Origin of the sequence: Serratia sp. Tan611 (assembly GCF_905188235.1) — a bacterium.
GTDB classification, from domain to species: Bacteria; Pseudomonadota; Gammaproteobacteria; order Enterobacterales; family Enterobacteriaceae; genus Serratia_B; species Serratia_B rhizosphaerae.
Map to the genome: position 1 here is coordinate 4,652,278 of NZ_LR994655.1, position 22,190 is coordinate 4,674,467.

Consider the following 22,190-nt stretch of genomic DNA (forward strand, 5'->3'; position numbering starts at 1 on the left):
GCCTCCTTAAGATGAGATGATAAAAGAACATATCCATGGCGAAGCCTTACCTTTATACTACCGCGCGGTTGTTTATAAACTGCCCAAATGACATGAAAATGGGAAATCTCAGGTGAAGTTCGTAAAGTATTTTCTAATCCTTGCAGTATGTTGCATCGTGCTGGGAGCAGCCTCGGTTTTTGGCTTGTACAAATATGTCGAGCCACAGCTGCCCGACGTCGCAACGCTGAAAGATGTCCGACTGCAAATCCCGATGCAGGTTTACAGTGCCGATGGCGAACTGATCGCCCAATACGGCGAAAAACGCCGTATTCCGCTCAAACTGGATCAAATTCCGCCGGTGATGGTGCGCGCCTTTATCGCCACCGAGGACAGCCGGTTCTATGAGCACCACGGCGTTGACCCGATCGGTATCTTCCGCGCCGCGTCGGTGGCGATGGTCTCCGGCCACGCGTCCCAGGGGGCAAGTACCATCACCCAACAGCTCGCCAGAAACTTCTTCCTGAGTCCGGAACGCACGCTGATGCGTAAGATTAAGGAAGCGTTTTTGGCGGTGCGTATTGAGCAGATGCTGACGAAAGATGAAATTCTTGAGCTGTATCTGAACAAAATTTATCTGGGTTACCGCTCCTACGGCGTCGGCGCCGCGGCGCAGGTCTATTTCGGCAAAGACGTCAGTCAGCTGACCCTGAGCGAAATCGCCACCATCGCCGGCCTGCCGAAGGCGCCGTCCACCTTTAACCCGCTCTATTCGCACGATCGCGCCGTGGCGCGCCGTAACGTGGTGCTGGCCCGTATGCTGGGTGAACACTACATCAACCAGGCGCAATACGACGAAGCGCGTAACGAGCCGCTGGTAGCCAACTACCACGCGCCGCAGATCAGCTTCTCCGCCCCCTATCTCGCCGAGATGGTGCGCCAGGAGATGATCAAGCGTTACGGTGAAAACGCCTACACCGACGGCTACAAGGTCTATACCACCGTCACCAAGAAGCTGCAGCTGGCGGCACAGCAGTCGGTACGCGACAACGTGCTGGCGTACGATATGCGCCACGGCTACCGCGGCCCGTCCAATGTGCTGTGGAAAGTCGGCGAAGCTGCCTGGGATCAGAAGCAAATCACCACCTCGCTCAAAGGCCTGCCAAACTACGGCCCGCTGGCGCCGGCGGTGATCACCGCCGCCAATGCCGAGCAGGCAACCGCCATGCTGGCGGACGGCAGCAGCATCGCTCTGCCGATGGCGGGCATGCGCTGGGCGCGCCCTTACAAATCCGACACGCTGCAAGGCCCGACGCCGAAGCGCGTGACCGATGTGGTGCAGGTTGGCCAGCAGGTCTGGGTGCGTAAGGTTAACGATGCCTGGTGGCTGTCGCAGGTGCCGGACGTCAACTCCGCGCTGATATCGCTGAATCCGCATGACGGCGCCGTGAAAGCGCTGGTCGGCGGTTTCGACTTCAACCAGAGCAAGTTCAACCGCGTCACCCAGGCGCTGCGTCAGGTCGGCTCCAATATCAAGCCGTTCCTGTATACCGCAGCGATGGATAAAGGCTTAACGCTGGCCACGATCCTGAACGACCTGCCGGTCACCCGCTGGGATGCCGGCTCCGGCACCGAATGGCGGCCGAAGAACTCGCCGCCTACCTACGTCGGTCCAATCCGTCTGCGTCAGGGTCTGGGGCAGTCGAAGAACGTGGTGATGGTGCGCGCCATGCGTGCGATGGGCGTCGACTACGCGGCTGAATACCTGCAGCGTTTCGGCTTCCCGGCGCAAAACATCGTGCATTCAGAGTCACTGGCGCTGGGTTCCGCCTCCTTCACCCCGATGCAGTTGGTGCGCGGCTACGCCGTGCTGGCGAACGGCGGTTATCTGGTGGATCCGTACTTCATCACGCATATCGAAGATGAAACCGGCAACACCATTTTTGAAGCCAAGCCGAAAGTGGTCTGCAACAGCTGTAACCTGCCGGTGATTTACGGCGACACCCACCGTTCGGCGGTGCTGTCGGACGATAACGTGGAAAACGTGGCGGTCTCACAGGAAGACAACAACAACGCCGGCGTGCCAATGCCGAAGCTGGAGCAGGTTACCCCGGCCCAGGTGCTGCAGGACGGCGATCAGCAGTATGCGCCGCACGTGATCAACACGCCGCTGTCATTCCTGATCCACGATGCGCTGAACAGCAACATCTACGGCGAACCGGGCTGGATGGGCACCGGCTGGCGCGCCGGCCGCGATCTGAAACGTCGTGATATCGGCGGCAAAACCGGCACCACCAACAGCTCGAAAGACGCCTGGTTCTCCGGCTATGGCCCGGATACGGTCACCACCGTCTGGATCGGCTTTGATGACCACCGCCGCACCCTGGGTCGCTCAACGGCCTCCGGCGCCATTCCGGACCAGATTTCCGGCGGCGAAGGCGGTGCGAAGAGCGCGCAGCCGGCGTGGGATGAGTTTATGAAGATTGCGCTGGAAGGCATTCCGGAGCAGAAAGCCACGCCGCCGCAGGGCATTATCAGCGTTATTATCGACAAGAGCACCGGCAAACTGTCGAAAGGCGGCGCCGGCAGCCGTTCCGAGTACTTTATCGAAGGCACGCAGCCAACGGAGTACCCGACCTACGATGCCGGCACCACCCTGATGGATTCCGGCGGCGAAAGCCACGAACTGTTCTAACCATAAACAAGGGCCAGAGAAATCTGGCCCTTTTTATTTGCGCTGTGTCAGGCGATAAACATCGCGTGCGGCCGTTTAACGGCCGCCGCGCAGGAAGGCCTCGGCCAGGAACAACGCGCTGACGTTACGCGCCTCGCGAAAATCCGGTTCCGCCAACAGCGCCATCATATTGGCAATGGGCCAGCGCACCTGCGGCAGCGGCTCCGGCTCGTCCCCTTCCAGCTTTTGCGGGTACAGATCGTGTGCCAGCACGATATTCATCTTGCTGGAGAAATAGGACGGTGCCATGGTTAACTTGCTGAGGAAATCAAAGCGCTCCGCTCCGAAACCCACCTCTTCCATCAATTCGCGGTTGGCGGCTTCCAGCACCTCTTCACCCGGGTCGATCAGCCCCTTCGGGAACCCCAGCTCATAGGATTCCGTGCCGACCGCATACTCGCGAATCAACAGCAGGTCGTCGCCAATTACCGGCACAATCATCACCGCTTCACGGTCGGAAGGCCGCATACGTTCGTATACTCGCCGCACACCGTTGCTGAACTCCAGATCGACAGATTCAACGTTAAACAAGCGCGAACGTGCGATGGTTTCTACCTTCAGGATTTTAGGTTTTTGCAGGTGTTTATCCATGATTGCCTCAAAATGCGTTACCGCCCTGCGCCTCCCAAGTATGGTGCCGAGGATAGGGTAACCGGAATAATGATTGGCGCAGCATGCCGTTAACGACATGATGAGACGCTGACCATTGTCGATCTTGATCACATTGTGCGTTAATGGGAACCTTGGTCGCAACGCATACAGCCTCTAATTTACTTTTTTTTAACAACTCCGGCCAGCAGATGCCTTTTTTCTCCGCTAATTCAGCAAATAAATCGTGTTAAAATAGGACAATGCCGATATTAGCAGTGGTCGCCGCTTGTTATCATCGTGCAGGATTGGGGTTTGTTTAACCGTGCGTTTTTTCATTTTTACCGGCGCCGCAGCTGCCTCATTCTGATTTACTGCATATAATAGGCAACTTTATCATCAGGTTGACGGGAGTCATGGCGTAATATGGGGATAGCATGAGCACAATAGTGTTGATATTAGCCTTAGTGCTTGCCTGTCTGATAATTGCTGGCCTGTATTTTTGGTTTAAAGCTCGCAACCGGCCGGTATTGGCCCGTTCATTGCCCTTTCTCAAGCCGACGCACCGCAAGCTGACGTCGGAAGAGCGAGCAGCAGTCGAGCACTACCTCGGTCAGCAAAACCGGCTGGGCAATAAACTGCTGCCCAGCAGCTCGCCCCTGTCCGCCAGTAAGCTGGCGCTGACCCCGCAAAGCGACAACGTCTACCCGGTTACCCACGCGATTACCCGTTACGGCCTCGCCAGCGATGAGCCGAACAAATGGCGCTACTATCTGGACTCCGAAGAGGTGCATCTGCCGCCGTTCTGGGAACAGTACATCAGCGCCGACAACCACGTGGAAATCATCAAAACGCAAACGCTGCCGCTGGTGATCTCCCTCAACGGCCACTCGCTCACCGACCATATCAACGATCGCCCGCTGCCGCCGGTCGTCAGCGCCGAACCGGCGCGCAACGCTTCCATCCGCAAGGAAGAAAGCGAACATGTCGAGCTGCTGAATATCCGTAAGGAAACGCCGGAAGAACATATGCTCAGCAGGCCCAGCGGCCTGAAGGAAGCCGGCATTATTTCCGCCGCCCTGCTGCTGCTGTTCTTCAGCCTGATCAGCCCCGTTCTGGTGGTGCCGTGGATGATTTTCGTCGCGGTGCTGATGATCGCCTGGGGGTGCTGGAACCTGTTCCGCCGCCCGGCCGATCATGAACTGAAAGAGATTCATTGCCTGCGCGGCACGCCGAAGCGCTGGGGGCTGTTCGGCGAGTCCGGTCAGGGGCAGATCAGCAACATCTCGCTCGGCACCGTCGACCTGGCGTATCCCACGCACTGGCAGTCGTTCGTCAGCGCAGATCTGGGCAAGCCTACCGACGTCGATATCTATCTCAACCGCCAGGTGGTGCGCCAGGGGCGTTACCTGTCGCTGCATGATGAAATGAAGCACTTCCCGCTGCAGCACTGGGGGAAGAACGCCGCGCTGATCGCCAGCTCGCTGCTGGTGCTGATTTTACTGCTGAGTTATATCCCGCTGGGCCTGCCGCTGAAACTGAGCGTCGCCTGGCTGCAGGGTGCACAGCGCACCGAAGTCAGCAGCGTACAGGCGCTGGAAACCATTCCTCTGCACGTCGGCGACAGCCTGAAAATTCAGGGCAGCGGCATGTGCTATGTACCGCCGACGCCGGTCAATGCCTCGGCGGCCGGCTTTATGCCGTTCGACTGCTCGGGCATTTACTGGAACACCGCCGCGCCGCTGCCACAGCCGGAGTCGGACATTATCGATAAGGCCTCGGCGCTGCTCACCACGGTCAACAGCCAGCTGCATCCCAGCGGCAGCGACCAGAAAATCAACCCGCAGCTGGCCAGCGCCATCGAAAAATCCGGCATGATTCTGCTGGATGATTTTTCTGATATTGTGCTGAAGACCCGTGACCTGTGCGGGGAAAGCAACGACTGCGTGCGGCTGAAAAACGCTCTGGTGAACCTTGGCAACGCCAAAGACTGGAACAGCCTGGTAAAACGCGCACGTTCCGGCTCGCTGGACGGCGTCAACGTCCTGCTGCGGCCGGTCAGTGCCGAATCTCTGGAACGGCTGACCAAATCGGCCACCTCCTCCTTCGTGTATCAGGAAACCCGTCAGGCGGCAGCGGCGCTGAACAGCCCGCCGCCGGGCGGTTTCCTGATCTCCAGCGATGAAGGCAAACAGCTGGTGAACCATACGCTGCAGCCGGCCGCATCGCCGAATGAAGACAATGCGCTGGAGCAGTGGAATGCGCTGAAGCGAATGACCAGCGTTCTGCTGCATACGCCGTTTGAAGCGCAGGGCGTTATCACCAGCCTCAGCACCGACGCCAACGGAACCCGCCATATCGCGCTGCACAGCGAGCCGGATATCATCACGCTGTGGCGCTACCTCGGCACCAGCCTGTTGCTGATCGGAGTGACGTTCGGCCTCGGTTACAATACGTTCCGCTTGATCCAGCGTCAGCGGATGAACCGCCGCCGGCTGGCTGACATTCAGAGCTATTATGAAAGCTGCTTTAACCCGCAGCTGACGCCTGTCTCACTGCATTCCAGGGACTAAGTCCTGACGGGCCGGCGGCGCCGGCCCGTTCTCACGTATTGTCATCTGCTTATGCTACCCTAACCCTATATTCTCCGCCCTTCCCGCCGGTACGACGACGGGCGGAAACACCGTTTTCACAATGGGCGACCAGGCCTGCCGCTGGAGTATTCATGGTTCCTGAATTTGATTGGCGCAATATAGATACCGTTTTGCTGGACATGGACGGCACCCTGCTCGATCTGGAGTTCGACAGCCACTTTTGGCTGCAGCGGGTGCCGCAGGCGCTGAGCGCCCAGCGCGACATCTCGTTTGAGCAGGCCCGTCAAATGATTGACGCCGAGTATGCCGCAGTACAGCACACCATGAACTGGTACTGCTTTGATTACTGGAGCTCGCGACTGGATCTGGATATTTACGCCATGACCAGCGAAGCCGGCTCCCGCGCCCGCCTGCGCGATGATACCGCGCCGTTTCTGCAGGCGCTGCGCGACTCCGGCCGCCAGGCCATTTTGCTGACCAATGCGCACCCGCACAGTCTGGCGGTAAAAATTGCGCATACCGGCCTCGATCGGCACCTTGATTTATTACTTTCCACCCACACATTTGGATATCCGAAGGAAGATCAGCGCCTGTGGCAGGCGGTGCAGCAACGCATCGGCTTCGACCCGCAGCGCACGCTGTTCGTGGATGACGGCGAACCGATTCTGGACGCCGCGCACCGGTTTGGCATTCGCTATTGTCTCGGCGTACAAAATCCGGATTCCAGCATGGCGGAAAAAACTTTCCAGCGTCATCCGTCCATGCGCGATTACCGTCAGTTGATACCGGCGCTGGCACGGGAGCCAAAATGAAAGCAAAAACGACGAGCGATGATGCCGTCCGTTTAGACAAGTGGCTGTGGGCCGCACGGTTTTACAAAACCCGTTCGCTGGCGCGCGAGATGATCGACGGCGGCAAAGTGCACTATAACGGCCAGCGCAGCAAGCCCAGCAAGAACGTCGAGCTGAACGCGGAGATCAAGCTGCGTCAGGGAAATGAGGAACGCACGGTAATCGTGCTGGCGCTCAACGGCCAGCGGCGCGGCGCCGGCGAAGCGCAGCTGATGTATGAGGAAACCGCAGCCAGCATCGCCAACCGGGAAAAGATGGCGCAGGCACGCAAGCTGAACGCCCTGAGCATGCCGCATCCGGACCGCCGTCCGGACAAGAAGGAACGGCGCACCCTGATTAAATTTAAATTTGGCGAGTCGGAATAATCCCTCGCCTCACAGAGAGAAAACTATGTCTAATCATGACCAATTACACCGTTACCTGTTCGAGAACTACGCGGTGCGCGGTGAGCTGGTTACCCTCAGCGACACCTATCGGCACATTCTGGAAAACCACGACTACCCTGCCCCGGTGCAGGCGCTGCTGGGTGAAATGCTGGTGGCAACCAGCCTGCTGACGGCAACCCTGAAATTCGACGGCGATATTACCGTACAGCTGCAGGGCGACGGCCCGCTGAAGCTGGCGGTGATCAATGGCAACAACCAGCAGGAAATGCGCGGTGTGGCGCGCCTGCAGGGCGATATCGCCGACGGCAGCACGCTGCAGCAGATGATCGGCAACGGCGTGATGGTCATTACCATTACCCCGGCCGAGGGCGAGCGCTATCAGGGCGTAGTGGCGCTGGAAGGCGAAACCCTGGCCGAGTGCCTGGAGAACTATTTCCGCCAGTCGGAACAGCTGCCGACCCGTCTGTTTATTCGCACCGGCGAGGCTGACGGCCAGCCGGCCGCCGGCGGCATGCTGCTGCAGGTTCTGCCGGCGCAGGACGAACAAAACGCTGACGACTTCGATCACCTGGTGCAGCTGACCGCCACCATCAAGAACGAAGAGCTGTTCACTCTGCCGGCCAATGAGGTGCTGTACCGCCTGTACCACCAGGAAGAGGTGACGCTGTATGAACCGCAGCCGGTCATATTCCGCTGCACCTGCTCGCGCCAGCGCTGCGCCGACGCGCTGCTGACGCTGCCCACCGATGAGGTGGCCGATATGCTGGAGCAGGACGGCAACATCGATATGCACTGCGACTATTGCGGCAACCATTACGTGTTTGATGCGATGGACGTCGCCGCGCTATACGCAGGTAACACCGGCGAAAGCGACCAGTTACACTAAGTTGCACCCCATACTGACGGGGCCGAAGCGCGCCCCGTCAGCCCTTTCCGTTTGCACGTTTGCTTTTTTCCGTGTGCTATCTCTCACTTCGTAACTAAATTTAGTTTAAAACGTTAAATATTTGATACCTATCGCGGTTACGCACTATTAAATACCTACAATTGGCCGCAGAAATTCTGTGACCAAGGAGTAGTGACATGTGTGCTAAAGGTATAACCCCCCAGGATCTTGCCGCCTACGGGATCCACAACGCCGGCGAGATCGTCTACAACCCAAGCTATGACCTCCTGTTTAAAGAAGAAACCGACCCTTCCTTAACGGGCTACGAGCGCGGCGTGGTGACCAACCTGGGTGCGGTAGCCGTCGATACCGGGATCTTTACCGGCCGTTCCCCGAAGGACAAATACATTGTCCGCGATGACGTGACCCGCGATACCGTGTGGTGGGCCGATCAGGGGAAAGGCAAAAATGACAACAAACCGCTCAGCCCGGAAGTCTGGGGCGAGCTGAAGCAGCTGGTGACTCAGCAACTCTCCGGTAAACGCCTGTTCGTGGTTGATACCTTTTGCGGCGCCAATGCCGACTCCCGCCTGAAAGTACGCTTTATCACCGAGGTCGCCTGGCAGGCGCACTTCGTGAAAAACATGTTCATCCGCCCGAGCGACGAAGAGCTGGCAGACTTTGAGCCGGACTTCGTGGTGATGAACGGCGCCAAATGCACCAATCCAAACTGGCAGCAGCAGGGGCTGAACTCGGAAAACTTCGTCGCCTTCAACCTGACGGAGCGCATGCAGCTGATCGGCGGTACCTGGTACGGCGGCGAAATGAAAAAGGGTATGTTCTCCATGATGAACTACCTGCTGCCGCTGAAGGGCATCGCTTCCATGCACTGCTCGGCCAACGTCGGCGAACAGGGTGACGTGGCGGTGTTCTTCGGCCTGTCCGGCACCGGTAAGACCACGCTGTCCACCGATCCGAAGCGCCAACTGATCGGCGACGATGAGCACGGCTGGGACGACGACGGCGTGTTCAACTTCGAAGGCGGCTGCTACGCCAAAACCATCAAGCTCTCCGAAGAAGCCGAACCGGATATTTACCACGCCATCAAGCGCGATGCGCTGCTGGAAAACGTCACCGTACTGGCCGACGGCAGCATCGATTTCAATGACGGTTCGAAAACCGAGAACACACGCGTTTCCTACCCGATTTACCATATCCAGAACATCGTCAAACCGGTTTCCAAGGCCGGCCACGCCACCAAGGTGATCTTCCTGACCGCTGACGCTTTTGGCGTGCTGCCGCCGGTTTCGCGCCTGACCGCTGACCAGACTCAGTACCACTTCCTGTCCGGCTTTACCGCCAAACTGGCAGGCACCGAGCGCGGTATTACCGAACCAACGCCGACCTTCTCTTCCTGCTTCGGCGCCGCCTTCCTGTCGCTGCACCCGACGCAATACGCTGAAGTGCTGGTTAAACGCATGCAGGCCGCCGGTGCGCAGGCCTACCTGGTGAACACCGGCTGGAACGGTACCGGCAAACGTATCTCAATCAAAGATACGCGCGGCATTATCGATGCCATTCTCAGCGGCGAAATCGACCAGGCGGAAACCATCACCCTGCCGATCTTCGATCTGGCGGTGCCGACGGCGCTGCCTGGCGTCGACCCCGCGATCCTTGACCCGCGCGCCACCTACCAGAGCGAAGCGCAGTGGGAAGAGAAAGCGCAGGATCTGGCGCAACGCTTTATCACCAACTTCGATAAATACACCGATACGCCGGCCGGGGCAGCCCTGGTCAGCGCCGGTCCAAAGTTGTAACCCTCTCTCAGCTCTTCACTCAAGGCGCGGCTTCCGCGCCTTTTTTACGCCCCCGCATTGTTTAATAAACAACCGGGTGAGATAATGACGGCATTGCAATCATTGACATCAATGGAGGGTTCAATGGCTACCATAACCGTCAGAAATCTCGATGATGAGATCAAAGAGCTGCTGCGCATTTCAGCCGCCAAAAATGGTCACTCCATGGAGGAAGAAGCGCGTATGATTTTAAAACAGGCGCTGACGAAAAAGCCGGCGCGTTACGGGCTGGGTACCTGGATGCATCAGCATTTTGCCGAATTCGGCGGCGTAGAGCTGGCGATCCCGCCGCGCGATGCCGTGCCGCCGCGCCGCGCAACCTTCGATGATGATGAGCAAGCATGATTATTCTCGACACCAGCGTGATCGCAGAAACGCTGCGCCCCAATCCGCATTACAACGTGATCAGCTGGCTGAACGAAAAAGATAATAGTGAGCTGTATTTAAGCGCCATCGTTGTCGCCGAGCTATTCAGCAGCGTGACCGGCATGCCGGACGGCAAACGCCAACGGGCGCTCAGGCTCCGGCTGGCGGAGGCGATTCAGATTAAATTTGATGAGCAGATTTTGCCGTTTGATGCCCTATGCGCCATGCAGTATGCGGAGCTGATGGACAGTAACCAAAGGCAGGGCACGCCGATGAGCATGCCCGATGCGCAGATCGCCGCCACCTGCCTGCAGCATGGCGCTACGCTTGCCACGCGCAACAGCAAAAGTTTTCTCCACTGCGGCATTAAGCTGATCGACCCCTGGCAGGTGCCGGCGGGGCAGCGCCTGCATGAAGACGCCGCCGAATACTATGTGATGAGCCGTAAATCCTGAAGGGCGCCTGGCGGCGCCCTTCAGCAGGAGGGTCAGGCCTTCTCTTTCGGCTGGCCGTTATTACCGTTGAGCGCATCGCGGGTAGCCATCGGTAACGGAATATAGGCGCGCATCCGCAAACCGCCGCGTTCGCTGACGCCAAACTCCAGCGCGCCGGCGTGGCCATCGATAATACGCTGCACAATCGCCAGGCCCAGACCGGTGCCGCTGGTGCTGCGCGCGCTGTCGCCGCGTACAAACGGCTGCAGCAGGTGCTTCAGCTCTTCCGGTTTGATGCCCGGGCCGTCATCTTCCACCTGGAACCAGCCGCGCTGCAGCTCGCTGCCGCTGCTGACCTTGATCCAACCGTTGCCGTAACGCGCCGCGTTGACCACCATGTTGACCACCGCTCGCTTGATCGACAGCGGATGCACATTCATCATCAGCTCGCCTGGCGCCAGGCTGGCGTCAATTTCCCGCTCGTAGCCGCTTTCCGCCGCGATCACCTCACCCAAAATAGCGTTGAGATCGCACAGCTCCGTCTGCATCTCCTGACCGGTGCGCAGGTAGTCGATAAACTGTTCGATAATGTCGTTACATTCTTCGATATCTTTATTGATCGACTCCGCCAGATAGCCGTCCTCAGCGCCCATCATTTCCGTCGCCAGGCGGATACGCGTCAGCGGGGTGCGCAGATCGTGGCTGACGCCGGCCATCAGCAGGGTGCGGTCGTCCGACAGTTGCTTCACGCCGGAGGTCATCTGGTTAAACGCGCGCGTTACCGAACGCACTTCCGACGCGCCATATTCACGCAGCGGCGGCGGAATATTGCCTTTGCCGACCTGTAGCGCCGCGTGTTCCAACTCCACCAGCGGTCGGTTCTGAATACGGATAAACAGCCAGGCGCCGCCGATCGCCAGCAGCATAATCGCCAGCGTATAGCGGAACAGCGGTGAGAAGTCGCCCTGATGAATCTCGGTCAGCGGCACGCGCACCCAGATATCCGGCGACAGCCAGGTTTTCAGCCAGACCACCGGCGTATTTTTGTTGACCTCGACGCGCACATCGGTCGGGCCGCCAAGCTGGCGCGCCATCTGCTGGCTGAGGAACTCATAGTGCTGCGCCCAACGCAGGCCGCTCTCTTCTGCGGCGGCATTGGTATACAGCGAGATCCCCAGCTCACGATAGATTTCCCGACGGAACGCCGGCGGCACCTCCAGCAACGTGCCGTCTTCCAGCTGCAGCCGATCGGTCATCAGCATACGCACTTCGTACGCCAGGACCTTATTAAACTGCTGCAGGCTGGGAAGGATGGCGAAGTTCAGCACCACCAGATAGGTCGTCACCAGGCTGACGAACAGCAAAGTGACGATCAACAACAGGGTTCGGGCAAACGAGCTACGCGGTGAAAAGCGCAATCGCCTCATGCCTTACTGCCGTCCGGTACAAAGACATAGCCCAGGCCCCAAACGGTCTGAATATAGCGAGGATGGGCGGGATCTTCCTCCACCATACGGCGCAGGCGAGAGATCTGCACGTCGATCGAGCGCTCCATGGCGCTGTATTCGCGGCCGCGCGCCAGGTTCATCAACTTATCGCGCGACAGCGGCTCGCGCGGGTGGCTCACCAGCGCTTTCAGCACCGCAAACTCGCCGCTGGTCAGCGGCATCGGCTCGTCTTCGCGGAACATTTCACGGGTGCCGAGGTTCAGCTTGAATTTGCCGAAGGCGATCACCGCCTCTTCCTGCGATGGTGCGCCCGGCAGCTCATTGGCCTGGCGGCGCAGTACCGCGCGGATACGCGCCAGCAGTTCGCGCGGGTTGAACGGTTTCGGAATGTAATCATCGGCGCCGATTTCCAGCCCGACGATACGATCCACTTCTTCACCCTTGGCGGTAACCATGATGATCGGCATCGGGTTGCTCTGACTACGCAGGCGGCGGCAGATAGACAAACCGTCTTCCCCCGGCAGCATCAGGTCCAGCACCATCAGGTGGAACGACTCCCGCGTCAGCAGGCGGTCCATTTGTTCGGCGTTCGCCACGCTGCGCACCTGAAAACCCTGCTCGGTTAAATAGCGTTCCAATAGCGCACGCAGACGCATGTCGTCATCAACGACCAGAATCTTATGATTCTCTTGCATTGTATTACTCCCAAAGGCTGTATTGCCTGATGCGAATATTGTTAAAAAACCCTGTCATATCGGACAGCGATTAATGGTATATATTCTAGCCGAAATTGTTACAAAGCTTATTTATCAACTGTTTTCGTCACCCGGACGGAGGGTTCCCCGTCATTATTCACGCTGCTGCGCAGCATATCACATTGCGATAAAATGCCCGTCATACACCAGGTTATGCGAAAATCTGCGTGATAAAATCCCATGGCCGTTCCATTAAGGTGGGTAACGATGAGAACTCAATTAATAACCCGCGAAGGTTATAACAAACTTAAACAAGAGCTGGATTACCTGTGGCGCGAAGAACGGCCGGAGGTGACGAAAAAGGTCACCTGGGCGGCCAGCCTCGGCGATCGCAGCGAAAACGCCGACTACCAGTACAACAAAAAGCGCCTGCGGGAGATCGACCGCCGGGTGCGCTATCTGACCAAATGCCTGGAACAGCTGAAAATCGTCGACTACTCGCCGCAGCAGGAAGGCAAAGTCTTCTTCGGCGCCTGGGTTGAGGTGGAAAACGACGACGGCGACCTAAAACGCTTTCGCATCGTCGGCTACGACGAGATTTTCGGCCGCAAAGATTACATCTCCATCGACGCGCCGATGGCACGTGCCCTGCTGAAAAAAGAGGTCGGCGACGCCGTTACCGTCAACACGCCGCTCGGCGAAGCGCTGTGGTACGTCAATCAGATTGAATACGTTAAATAAATTTCAGCCTATTCCGAACCTTGCCTCACGCCAGCACCGCCCTGCGCTGCCGGCGCAGCGGCCGTGCGGCGCCGGCCAGGCACGCTGGCATTTTTCACCGGCAGTACGTATAACTGTCCCCTGTTTATTCACCGTTCTTAACAGATACCAGACTTATGAATGAGCCACTGAGCCGCATTATTGCAACAGAGCTGCAGGCGCGTCCGGAGCAAGTCGACTCCGCAATCCGCCTGCTGGATGAAGGTAATACCGTGCCGTTTATCGCACGCTATCGTAAGGAAGTCACCGGGGGCCTGGACGACACCCAACTGCGCCAGCTGGAAACCCGCCTGGGTTATCTGCGTGAACTGGAAGATCGCCGCCAGACCATCCTCAAATCCATTGACGATCAGGGCAAGCTGAGCGACGAACTGGCGGGCGCGATTAACGCCACGCTGAGCAAAACCGAACTCGAAGACCTGTACCTGCCCTACAAACCGAAACGCCGCACCCGCGGCCAGATCGCCATTGAGGCCGGTCTGGAGCCGCTGGCCGATACGCTGTGGCAGGATCCGCAACAGCAGCCGGAACAGTTGGCGGAACGGTTTGTCGACGCCGACAAAGGCGTGGCGGATGTGAAAGCGGCGCTGGACGGCGCACGCTATATCCTGATGGAACGCTTCGCTGAAGACGCCGCGCTGCTGGCCAAAGTGCGTAACTACCTGTGGAAGAACGCCCATCTGGTCGCCAAGGTAGTGGAAGGTAAAGAAGAGGAAGGCGCGAAATTCCGCGACTACTTCGACCATCACGAACCAATCGCCCAGGTGCCTTCGCACCGCGCGCTGGCAATGTTCCGCGGCCGCAACGAAGGCATTCTGCAGCTGTCGCTGAATGCCGACCCGCAGTTCGACGAAGCGCCGCGTGAAAGCCAGGCGGAGCAGATCATCATCAGCCATCTGGATCTGCGGCTGAACAACGCGCCGGCGGACGCCTGGCGCAAGGCGGTAGTCAACTGGACCTGGCGCATCAAGGTGCTGCTGCACCTGGAAACCGAACTGATGGGCACGGTGCGCGAGCGCGCCGAAGATGAAGCCATCAACGTCTTTGCCCGCAACCTGCATGACCTGCTGATGGCGGCGCCGGCCGGCATGCGCGCCACCATGGGTCTCGATCCGGGCCTGCGCACCGGGGTCAAAGTGGCGGTGGTCGACGCCACCGGCAAACTGGTGGCGACCGATACCGTTTATCCACACACCGGCCAGGCCGCCAAAGCCGCTGCCGCGGTCGCCGCGCTGTGCACCAAACATAACGTCGAACTGGTGGCGATCGGCAACGGCACCGCCTCTCGTGAAACCGAGCGCTTCTTTGCCGAGCTGCAAAAGCAGTTCCCGGCGGTCAAGGCGCAGAAAGTGATCGTCAGCGAAGCCGGCGCTTCGGTCTACTCCGCCTCGGAGCTGGCGGCGCTGGAATTCCCGAACCTCGATGTGTCGCTGCGCGGCGCGGTGTCCATCGCCCGCCGTCTGCAGGATCCGCTGGCGGAGCTGGTGAAAATCGAGCCGAAATCCATCGGCGTCGGTCAATATCAGCACGACGTCAGCCAAAGCCAGCTGGCGAAAAAGCTGGACTCCGTCGTTGAGGACTGCGTAAACGCCGTCGGCGTCGACCTGAACACCGCGTCGGTGCCGCTGCTGACCCGCGTTGCCGGTCTGACGCGCATCATGGCGCAGAACATCGTCAGCTGGCGCGACGAGAACGGCCGCTTCAACAACCGCGCACAGTTGCTGAAAGTCAGCCGCCTGGGGCCGAAGGCCTTTGAACAGTGCGCCGGCTTCCTGCGCATTAACCACGGCGACAACCCGCTGGACGCCTCGACCGTGCACCCGGAAACCTACCCGGTGGTGGAGCGTATTCTGGCCGCCACCCAGCAGGCGCTGCAGGATCTGATGGGCAACCCGAGCACGGTGCGCGGCCTGAAGGCCAGCGACTTCACCGACGAGCAGTTCGGCGTGCCGACCGTGACCGATATCCTGAAGGAGCTGGAAAAACCGGGCCGCGACCCGCGCCCTGAGTTCAAAACCGCTACCTTTGCCGACGGTGTGGAAACGCTGAACGACCTGCAGCCGGGCATGATCCTGGAAGGGTCGGTGACCAACGTGACCAACTTCGGCGCTTTCGTCGATATCGGCGTCCATCAGGATGGTTTGGTGCACATCTCTTCACTGGCCGACAAGTTCGTCGAAGATCCGCACACCGTGGTGAAAGCCGGCGACATCGTCAAGGTGAAGGTGATGGAAGTGGATCTGCAGCGTAAGCGCATCGCGCTGAGCATGCGCCTGGACGAGCAGCCGGGCGAAGGTTCGCCGCGACGCGGCGGTTCCGCGCCGGCGCGCGATCGCGATAGCGCATCGCGCCAGCAGGCCCAGCGGCCAAAAGCGCGCAACAACGCCCCGGCCAGCAACAGCGCCATGGGCGATGCGCTGGCGGCGGCGTTCGGCAAAAAGCGTTAACCGCCGCAGCGTCTCAGGCGGGGCCGTCCGGCTCCGCCTGTTTTAGATAAAACCCGCATTTTTTTGACCTGCCGCAACTCCGGCGCTATTTTTTTACCTCCCGTTACCGGTCTCTCTCTTCACCCTATGCGCACGGTCAAACACGTTCTCATTCACATTTTCATTAACATTCCGCTTTCATGGCGCTTATTTCTGCCATAACACAATGCGTTAACGCCATTGGCAGCACCAGGCCCTGTTAATGATAATTTCACCGATGTAGCAAAGCAGCATCATATCCTCACGCCAAGTTCACACCACGCTCAAATAAGAAAAAGTGGATGTGAATTTTTAATAAATTTAACGCATTTACCTCATTTGCCGCGCCGTCAGCCAGGTGATACAAGTAACGGCATACCGCATGCAGTCGATAACGAATCGTTACCAATAGCCACACTATCCGTATTGAATTGGATAATCGTTCTCACTATTATTCTTGTACGTGTTTATCTCTTATCGGCAGCGACCTGAAGCGGTGTCGGCGGCCGCCGTATTCAATGCTCGACGCGTTGGCGTAAACGCTCAGCGCGCCCAGAAAAATCAAGCAGGTCATATGCATCTACAGCCCAAACGCTCTTATAAGATCGCCGGTTTTTCGCCTGAAATCAGCCCGGCCTATCGACAAAAACTTTTATCGCTCGGCATGTTGCCCGGTTCATTATTCGACGTGATTCGCGTTGCCCCGCTCGGTGACCCGATAGAAATAAAAACCCGACGCGTCAGCCTGGTATTACGTAAAAAAGATCTCGCCCTGCTGGCGCTTGAAGCGCAACCGTAACGCCGGGCCGTCGTCGACACTCTCATGCGGCATGAAAAATAATGATGAAAACACTCACCATTGGTTTAATCGGCAATCCGAATTCAGGGAAAACCACGCTGTTCAACCAGCTCACCGGCGCCCGTCAACGGGTCGGCAACTGGGCAGGGGTGACGGTAGAACGCAAAGAGGGTCAGTTCACTACGCCACAATCGCGGGTCACGCTGGTTGATCTGCCCGGCACCTATTCACTGACCACCATCTCCGAACAAACCTCGCTGGATGAGCAAATTGCCTGCCATTACATCCTCAGCGGCGACGCCGACTTACTGATCAACGTGGTCGACGCCTCCAACCTTGAACGCAATCTTTATCTGACGCTGCAGCTGCTGGAGCTGGGTATCCCCTGCATTCTGGCGCTGAACATGCTGGATATCGCCCGCAGCCAGCATATCCATATTGATGTCGCCGCCCTGTCGGCACGGCTCGGCTGCCCGGTGGTGCCGATGATTTCCACCAAGGCCGACGGCATCGGCGTGCTCAAACAGATCATCGATAACCACCAGTTCAACCAGCTCACCGCGCTGGTCAGCTACCCGCCGCTGCTGCTGCAGGAAGTCGACGCCCTCAGCGCCGCCATGCCCGAGACGCTGCCGAACGGGCAGCGCCGCTGGCTGGCGTTGCAGATGCTCGAAGGCGATATTTACAGTCACCAGTTGGCGGGCGACGCCGCCGCGCTGCTGCCGGCGGCCCGACAGTCGCTGGAGCAACAGCAACAGGAGGATCCGGCGCTGGTGATTGCCGATGCGCGCTACCAGTCCATCGCCGCCATCTGCGACAGCGTCAGCGATGCACAGCAGGCGCGGCCGAACCGGCTGACCGACATGCTGGATAGCGTGATCCTCAACCGCTGGCTGGGCGTACCGATCTTCCTGCTGGTGATGTACCTGATGTTCCTGCTGGCCATCAATATCGGCGGCGCGTTGCAGCCGATTTTCGATCTTGGCTCGGCCGCCCTGTTTATTCAGGGGATTCAATGGCTCGGTTATACCCTGCATGCCCCGGAATGGCTGACGATCTTCCTGGCGCAGGGCGTCGGCGGCGGCATCAACACCGTGCTGCCGCTGGTGCCGCAAATCGGCATGATGTACCTGTTCCTGTCATTCCTTGAGGATTCAGGCTACATGGCGCGCGCCGCGTTCGTGATGGACCGGCTGATGCAGGCGCTGGGCCTGCCGGGCAAATCCTTTGTGCCGCTGATTGTCGGCTTTGGCTGCAACGTGCCGTCAATTATGGGCACCCGCACGTTGGATGCGCAGCGCGAACGGCTGATCACCATCATGATGGCGCCGTTTATGTCCTGCGGCGCCCGACTGGCGATTTTCGCCGTGTTCGCCGCAGCCTTTTTCGGCCAGCACGGCGCCGGCGTGGTGTTCTCGCTGTATCTGCTGGGCATTCTGGTGGCGATCCTGACCGGTCTGGTGCTGAAATACACCATTATGCGCGGCGAAGCCTCGCCGTTTGTGATGGAACTGCCGGTGTATCACGTGCCGCACCTGAAAAGCCTGCTGCTGCAAACCTGGCAACGGCTGAAAGGCTTCGTGCTGCGCGCCGGCAAGGTGATCGTCATCGCCAGCATTTTTATCGGCGGCCTGAACAGCTTCTCCTTCAGCGGCAAGCCGGTGGACAGCATCAATGATTCCGCGCTGGCCTCGGTCTCCAAAGTGCTGACGCCGCTGCTGCAGCCAATGGGCGTGCACGGCGATAACTGGCAGGCTACCGTCGGGTTGGTGACCGGCGCGATGGCGAAAGAAGTGGTGGTGGGCACGCTGAACACGCTGTACACCGCTGAACACATCACTCACGAAGCGTTTGATGCCGAAAACTTCAACCTGCTGGATGAGCTGCACGCGGCGCTGCAGGAAACCTGGCAGGGGCTGAAAGACACTTTCAGCCTCAGCGTCCTGTCCAACCCGATCGAAGCCAGTAAAGGCGACGGCGAAATGGGCGTCAGTTCGATGGGCACCATGAGCAGCAAATTCGGCACGCCGGTTTCCGCCTACAGCTACCTGATCTTCGTGCTGCTGTACGTGCCGTGCGTCTCGGTTATGGGGGCCATCGCCCGCGAATCCAGCCGCGGCTGGATGACCTTCTCCATTCTGTGGGGGCTGAACATCGCCTATTCGCTGGCGACGCTGTTTTACCAGATTGCCACCTTCAGCCAGCATCCTCAGTACAGCCTGCTCTGTCTGGCTGCGGTGGTGGTGGTCAACCTGCTGGTGCTGTTCGGCCTGCGTAAAGCCCGCAGCCGCGTCACCGTCAGGCTGCGCAGCGTCGCCACAACGGGCGGCGACTGCTGCCAATCCTCACAGAAGGCGTGTCACTGATGGCCAGCCTGCTGCAGGTGCGCGATGCGCTGGCGATCTGCGGCAGCGCTCAGGCACAGCAGCTCAGCCGGCAGTTGAACGCGCCGTTGCCGCTGGTGCAGGCCATGCTCGATCGCTTAATTGCGTTGGGTAAAGCAGAATGCCGCGTTATGGATGACGGCGGCTGTCTGAGCGGCGCCTGCAAACATTGTCCGGAAGGGAAAGCCTGTACGACGCGGGTCTATCGGCTGAAGGCGTGAGCCAGGGGCGCGGCCATGCGCCCCCGGTTAATCAGCAATTACTGTTTGTCTTTATACACATCGGCGATGGCGCTGAATTTGCCGTGCTCGCGGCCCGCGATCACCACGTAATACTGCCCGCCCTTCTCATCGGCCAGTTTGGACAGCTTCTCTTTCGCGTCCATCGGCGAAGTGGTTTCCGCCGTGGTGCTCACCGTACCGATCTTCTCGTATTTTCCCGGATTCTTATCCAGATCTTCTTGCGTCAGCAGCGTGGCCGCCATGGTGCTGAAAGACACGGAACCCACAACCAGAGCAGCAACGATCATCTTCAATGATTTCATAACTCTACCTCTCAATGGATAATTTATACGTTATTCAGGTCGTCAAAAATAAACACCTTGTGACAACAGGCTGCCGCGACGCCCGGAGGTTCGCCATTTCCCTGACGTTCCCCCTCACCCAGAGACTGAGCGCCGATATAAAAGAGCGGCTACAGAGCGCTTTCATTTGCAGCCAACACATTGACTTATTCAGTATCGGACAGCTTGGTTTTTTAGCCAGTTATCGCCGATATTTTTAGTCGGGCGTTGCGCTGGATCAAAGTGCGCCGTCGCCGACAAAGCGCAGGATCAGGTCGGCAAACTCATCGGGATGCGAGATAAACGGCGCATGCGCCGCCTTGGCGACCACCACCGAGCGGGAGTCCGGTGCCAGCTCATCCACCAGCGCCGCCACTTTGCGCGGCACCAAACCGTCCAGATAACCGTAAATACGCAGCAGCGGGCAGCGCACATCGGCCAACTGACGGCGCAAATCGGCGGTGCGCAGAATATCCAGCCCGCCGTTCAATACCTCCACGCTCGGCATCGGCTGATTCAGCACCACCGATTTCAGCGTACGGGCGTCCTGGCGGGCGCTCTCGGTACCCAGCGTCTGCAGCGCCAGGAAGCGCTCCACCGTGCGCTGAAAATCCTCGCTCAGCTGATGCTGGAAACCACTTAATATTTCGGGACGAATCCCCGGCCAGTCGTCGCGGGCGGAGAAACACGGCGACGACGCCACGGTAATCAGACCGTTGACCCGCTGCGGCTGCGTCAGGGCGACCTGGCTGGCAACCAGCCCGCCGAGCGACCAGCCCAGCCACCAGGCCTGCTGCGGCGCCTGCGCCAGCACAACGTCCGCCATCTGCGCCAGCGTCAACGCCCCAAAGCCCTGACTGTGCCCATAGCCGGGCAGATCCACCAGGTGCAGCCGGAAATGCGGCGCCAGTCGCGTCAGCGCGCAACCCCAGACCTCGGCGTTCAGCCCCCAGCCGTGCAACAGCACAAGATCGCGATCGCCTTCACCCATTGTTTGCCAGTACAGCGCTGTCATCAGTTATTGTCCTTGTTTGACTCGTCACGGAGGACGCTATGCTAACAATCCGCAGCCGCTGTTGGCTATGCCGGCAGCCTTTGCGCCTGGCGCAACACGGTATCTGCAGCTACTGCCTGCGCCAGCTGCCCATGCCGCCGCCCTGCTGTCCGTGCTGCGGCCTGCCTGCCGGCGACACCCGTTACCCCTGCGGCCGCTGCCTGCAAAAAACGCCGCCCTGGCAGCGGCTGGTGTTCGTCGCCGACTATGTCAGCCCGCTGAGCCGACTGATTAAGCAGCTCAAGTTTCAACGCCGTCCGGAGCTGGCGCCGCTGCTGGCCAGGCTGTTGCTACTGCGCTGGCTGCACCTGCGCCGAGAGCAATATCTGAACAGACCCGAGATGATTTTAACGGTACCCTTACAGAAAATGCGCCGCTGGCGACGCGGCTATAATCAGAGCGAACTGTTGGCGGCGCCGCTGGCCCGCTGGCTGGGCTGTGAATATCGCCCGCAGGCGCTGCGGCGCATACGCGCCACCGCCGCACAGCAGCGCCTGACGGCACGACAGCGCAAACGCAATCTGCGCGGCGCCTTTCGCTGTGAGGATAATCTGGCCGGGCGGCACGTCGTCCTGCTGGATGATGTGGTAACCACCGGCAGTACGGCGGCGGAAATCGCCGCGCTGCTGCAGGCGCAGGGCGTCGCCTCATTACAGATATGGTGTATTTGCCGCACATTGTAGTGCCGGAATAATGGGCGTATTATAACCTACTATAGAAGTCAACTATTGAGCTAATGCTATGATTCGTATAACAGATGCTGCACAGGAACATTTTACCAAACTGCTGGCAAATCAAGAGGAAGGCACCCAGATCCGCGTGTTCGTGATCAATCCGGGTACGCCGACGGCCGAGTGCGGCGTGTCTTATTGCCCGCCTGACGCGGTAGAAGCGACGGACACCGAACTGAAGTTCGACAAACTGTCGGCCTACGTTGATGAGATCAGCGCGCCGTTTCTGGAAGACGCCGAAATCGACTTCGTTACTGACCAGTTGGGCTCGCAGTTAACGCTGAAGGCGCCGAACGCCAAAATGCGTAAAGTAGACGACGATGCGCCGCTGCTGGAGCGCGTCGAGTACGTCCTGCAATCGCAAATCAACCCGCAGCTGGCCGGCCACGGCGGCCGCGTGACGCTGATGGAGATCACCGATGAAGGCTTCGCCATTCTGCAGTTCGGCGGCGGCTGCAACGGTTGCTCCATGGTCGACGTTACGCTGAAAGAAGGGATCGAAAAAGAGCTGCTGCAGAAGTTCCCGGAACTGAAGGGCGTGCGCGATCTGACCGAACACCAGCGCGGCGAGCACTCTTACTACTAAGCGTGCCGCCAC

General features: G+C 59.1%; 20 protein-coding genes. 15 read left to right on the forward strand and 5 right to left on the reverse strand.

Features of this window, described 5'->3' with window-relative positions; translation table 11 throughout:
- Positions 1–112: 112 nt before the first annotated feature.
- Complete coding sequence (mrcA, locus tag TAN611_RS22025) at positions 113–2,674, forward strand: peptidoglycan glycosyltransferase/peptidoglycan DD-transpeptidase MrcA (RefSeq protein ID WP_105232933.1); 2,562 nt, start codon at positions 113–115, stop codon at positions 2,672–2,674.
- 75 nt (positions 2,675–2,749) lie between these two features.
- Here the strand turns inward: mrcA and nudE are convergent, their stop codons facing one another.
- On the reverse strand, positions 2,750–3,304 hold the full coding sequence (nudE, locus tag TAN611_RS22030) for an ADP compounds hydrolase NudE (protein ID WP_105232934.1): 555 nt from the start codon (positions 3,302–3,304) through the stop codon (positions 2,750–2,752).
- 434 nt (positions 3,305–3,738) lie between these two features.
- Between nudE and TAN611_RS22035 the strand changes: the two genes are divergently transcribed.
- The 7 genes from TAN611_RS22035 (at position 3,739) to TAN611_RS22065 (ending at position 10,695) form a co-directional block, all read left to right on the forward strand.
- On the forward strand, positions 3,739–5,874 hold the full coding sequence (locus tag TAN611_RS22035) for an intracellular growth attenuator family protein (RefSeq protein ID WP_111737903.1): 2,136 nt from the start codon (positions 3,739–3,741) through the stop codon (positions 5,872–5,874).
- Positions 5,875–6,026: 152 nt separating this feature from the next.
- A complete protein-coding gene (gene yrfG, locus TAN611_RS22040) occupies positions 6,027–6,707 on the forward strand; it encodes a GMP/IMP nucleotidase (protein ID WP_105232936.1) in 681 nt (226 codons plus the stop codon).
- Positions 6,704–7,111, forward strand: a complete 408-nt coding sequence (gene hslR, locus TAN611_RS22045; RefSeq protein WP_105232937.1) for a ribosome-associated heat shock protein Hsp15 — start codon at positions 6,704–6,706, stop codon at positions 7,109–7,111. The genes yrfG and hslR overlap by 4 nt, the downstream gene beginning before the upstream one ends.
- A gap of 25 nt (positions 7,112–7,136) precedes the next feature.
- Positions 7,137–8,018 (forward strand): Hsp33 family molecular chaperone HslO, encoded by an 882-nt coding sequence (gene hslO, locus TAN611_RS22050; RefSeq protein WP_105232938.1) that lies wholly within the window; start codon positions 7,137–7,139, stop codon positions 8,016–8,018.
- Positions 8,019–8,215: 197 nt separating this feature from the next.
- Complete coding sequence (gene pckA / locus TAN611_RS22055; protein WP_105232939.1) at positions 8,216–9,835, forward strand: phosphoenolpyruvate carboxykinase (ATP); 1,620 nt, start codon at positions 8,216–8,218, stop codon at positions 9,833–9,835.
- 123 nt (positions 9,836–9,958) lie between these two features.
- Positions 9,959–10,219 (forward strand): plasmid stabilization protein, encoded by a 261-nt coding sequence (locus TAN611_RS22060; RefSeq protein ID WP_105232940.1) that lies wholly within the window; start codon positions 9,959–9,961, stop codon positions 10,217–10,219.
- The gene (locus TAN611_RS22065; RefSeq protein ID WP_111737906.1) at positions 10,216–10,695 is read left to right on the forward strand and encodes a type II toxin-antitoxin system VapC family toxin; all 480 of its coding nucleotides are present in this window, start codon (positions 10,216–10,218) and stop codon (positions 10,693–10,695) included. Before TAN611_RS22060 ends, TAN611_RS22065 begins: the two co-directional genes overlap by 4 nt.
- A gap of 32 nt (positions 10,696–10,727) precedes the next feature.
- Here the strand turns inward: TAN611_RS22065 and envZ are convergent, their stop codons facing one another.
- A complete protein-coding gene (gene envZ, locus TAN611_RS22070) occupies positions 10,728–12,101 on the reverse strand; it encodes a two-component system sensor histidine kinase EnvZ (protein ID WP_105232942.1) in 1,374 nt (457 codons plus the stop codon).
- A complete protein-coding gene (gene ompR, locus TAN611_RS22075; protein WP_004709363.1) occupies positions 12,098–12,817 on the reverse strand; it encodes a two-component system response regulator OmpR in 720 nt (239 codons plus the stop codon). The genes envZ and ompR overlap by 4 nt, the downstream gene beginning before the upstream one ends.
- Before the next feature lie 267 nt (positions 12,818–13,084).
- Here ompR and greB point away from each other — a divergent pair, with 267 nt between their 5' ends.
- From greB to TAN611_RS22100, 5 genes are all read left to right on the forward strand, one after another.
- Complete coding sequence (gene greB / locus TAN611_RS22080; RefSeq protein ID WP_105232943.1) at positions 13,085–13,558, forward strand: transcription elongation factor GreB; 474 nt, start codon at positions 13,085–13,087, stop codon at positions 13,556–13,558.
- Positions 13,559–13,713: 155 nt separating this feature from the next.
- Positions 13,714–16,044 (forward strand): Tex family protein, encoded by a 2,331-nt coding sequence (locus TAN611_RS22085; protein ID WP_203067001.1) that lies wholly within the window; start codon positions 13,714–13,716, stop codon positions 16,042–16,044.
- A 592-nt stretch (positions 16,045–16,636) separates the two neighbouring features.
- A complete protein-coding gene (gene feoA / locus TAN611_RS22090) occupies positions 16,637–16,861 on the forward strand; it encodes a ferrous iron transporter A (RefSeq protein ID WP_105232945.1) in 225 nt (74 codons plus the stop codon).
- Positions 16,862–16,905: 44 nt separating this feature from the next.
- Positions 16,906–19,227: a Fe(2+) transporter permease subunit FeoB gene (feoB, locus tag TAN611_RS22095; RefSeq protein WP_105233545.1), complete on the forward strand. Its 2,322-nt coding sequence runs from the start codon at positions 16,906–16,908 to the stop codon at positions 19,225–19,227.
- A complete protein-coding gene (locus TAN611_RS22100) occupies positions 19,227–19,466 on the forward strand; it encodes a FeoC-like transcriptional regulator (protein ID WP_105232946.1) in 240 nt (79 codons plus the stop codon). Before feoB ends, TAN611_RS22100 begins: the two co-directional genes overlap by 1 nt.
- 38 nt (positions 19,467–19,504) lie before the next feature.
- Here TAN611_RS22100 and TAN611_RS22105 read toward each other — a convergent pair whose 3' ends face one another.
- On the reverse strand, positions 19,505–19,789 hold the full coding sequence (locus TAN611_RS22105) for a YdgH/BhsA/McbA-like domain containing protein (protein WP_015962219.1): 285 nt from the start codon (positions 19,787–19,789) through the stop codon (positions 19,505–19,507).
- Between the two features lie 256 nt (positions 19,790–20,045).
- Positions 20,046–20,822 (reverse strand): pimeloyl-ACP methyl ester esterase BioH, encoded by a 777-nt coding sequence (gene bioH, locus TAN611_RS22110; RefSeq protein WP_203067002.1) that lies wholly within the window; start codon positions 20,820–20,822, stop codon positions 20,046–20,048.
- Between the two features lie 38 nt (positions 20,823–20,860).
- Between bioH and gntX the strand changes: the two genes are divergently transcribed.
- Positions 20,861–21,544: a DNA utilization protein GntX gene (gene gntX / locus TAN611_RS22115; protein ID WP_111737909.1), complete on the forward strand. Its 684-nt coding sequence runs from the start codon at positions 20,861–20,863 to the stop codon at positions 21,542–21,544.
- Positions 21,545–21,602: 58 nt separating this feature from the next.
- The gene (gene nfuA / locus TAN611_RS22120; RefSeq protein WP_015962222.1) at positions 21,603–22,178 is read left to right on the forward strand and encodes a Fe-S biogenesis protein NfuA; all 576 of its coding nucleotides are present in this window, start codon (positions 21,603–21,605) and stop codon (positions 22,176–22,178) included.
- The last annotated feature ends 12 nt before the right edge of the window (positions 22,179–22,190 follow it).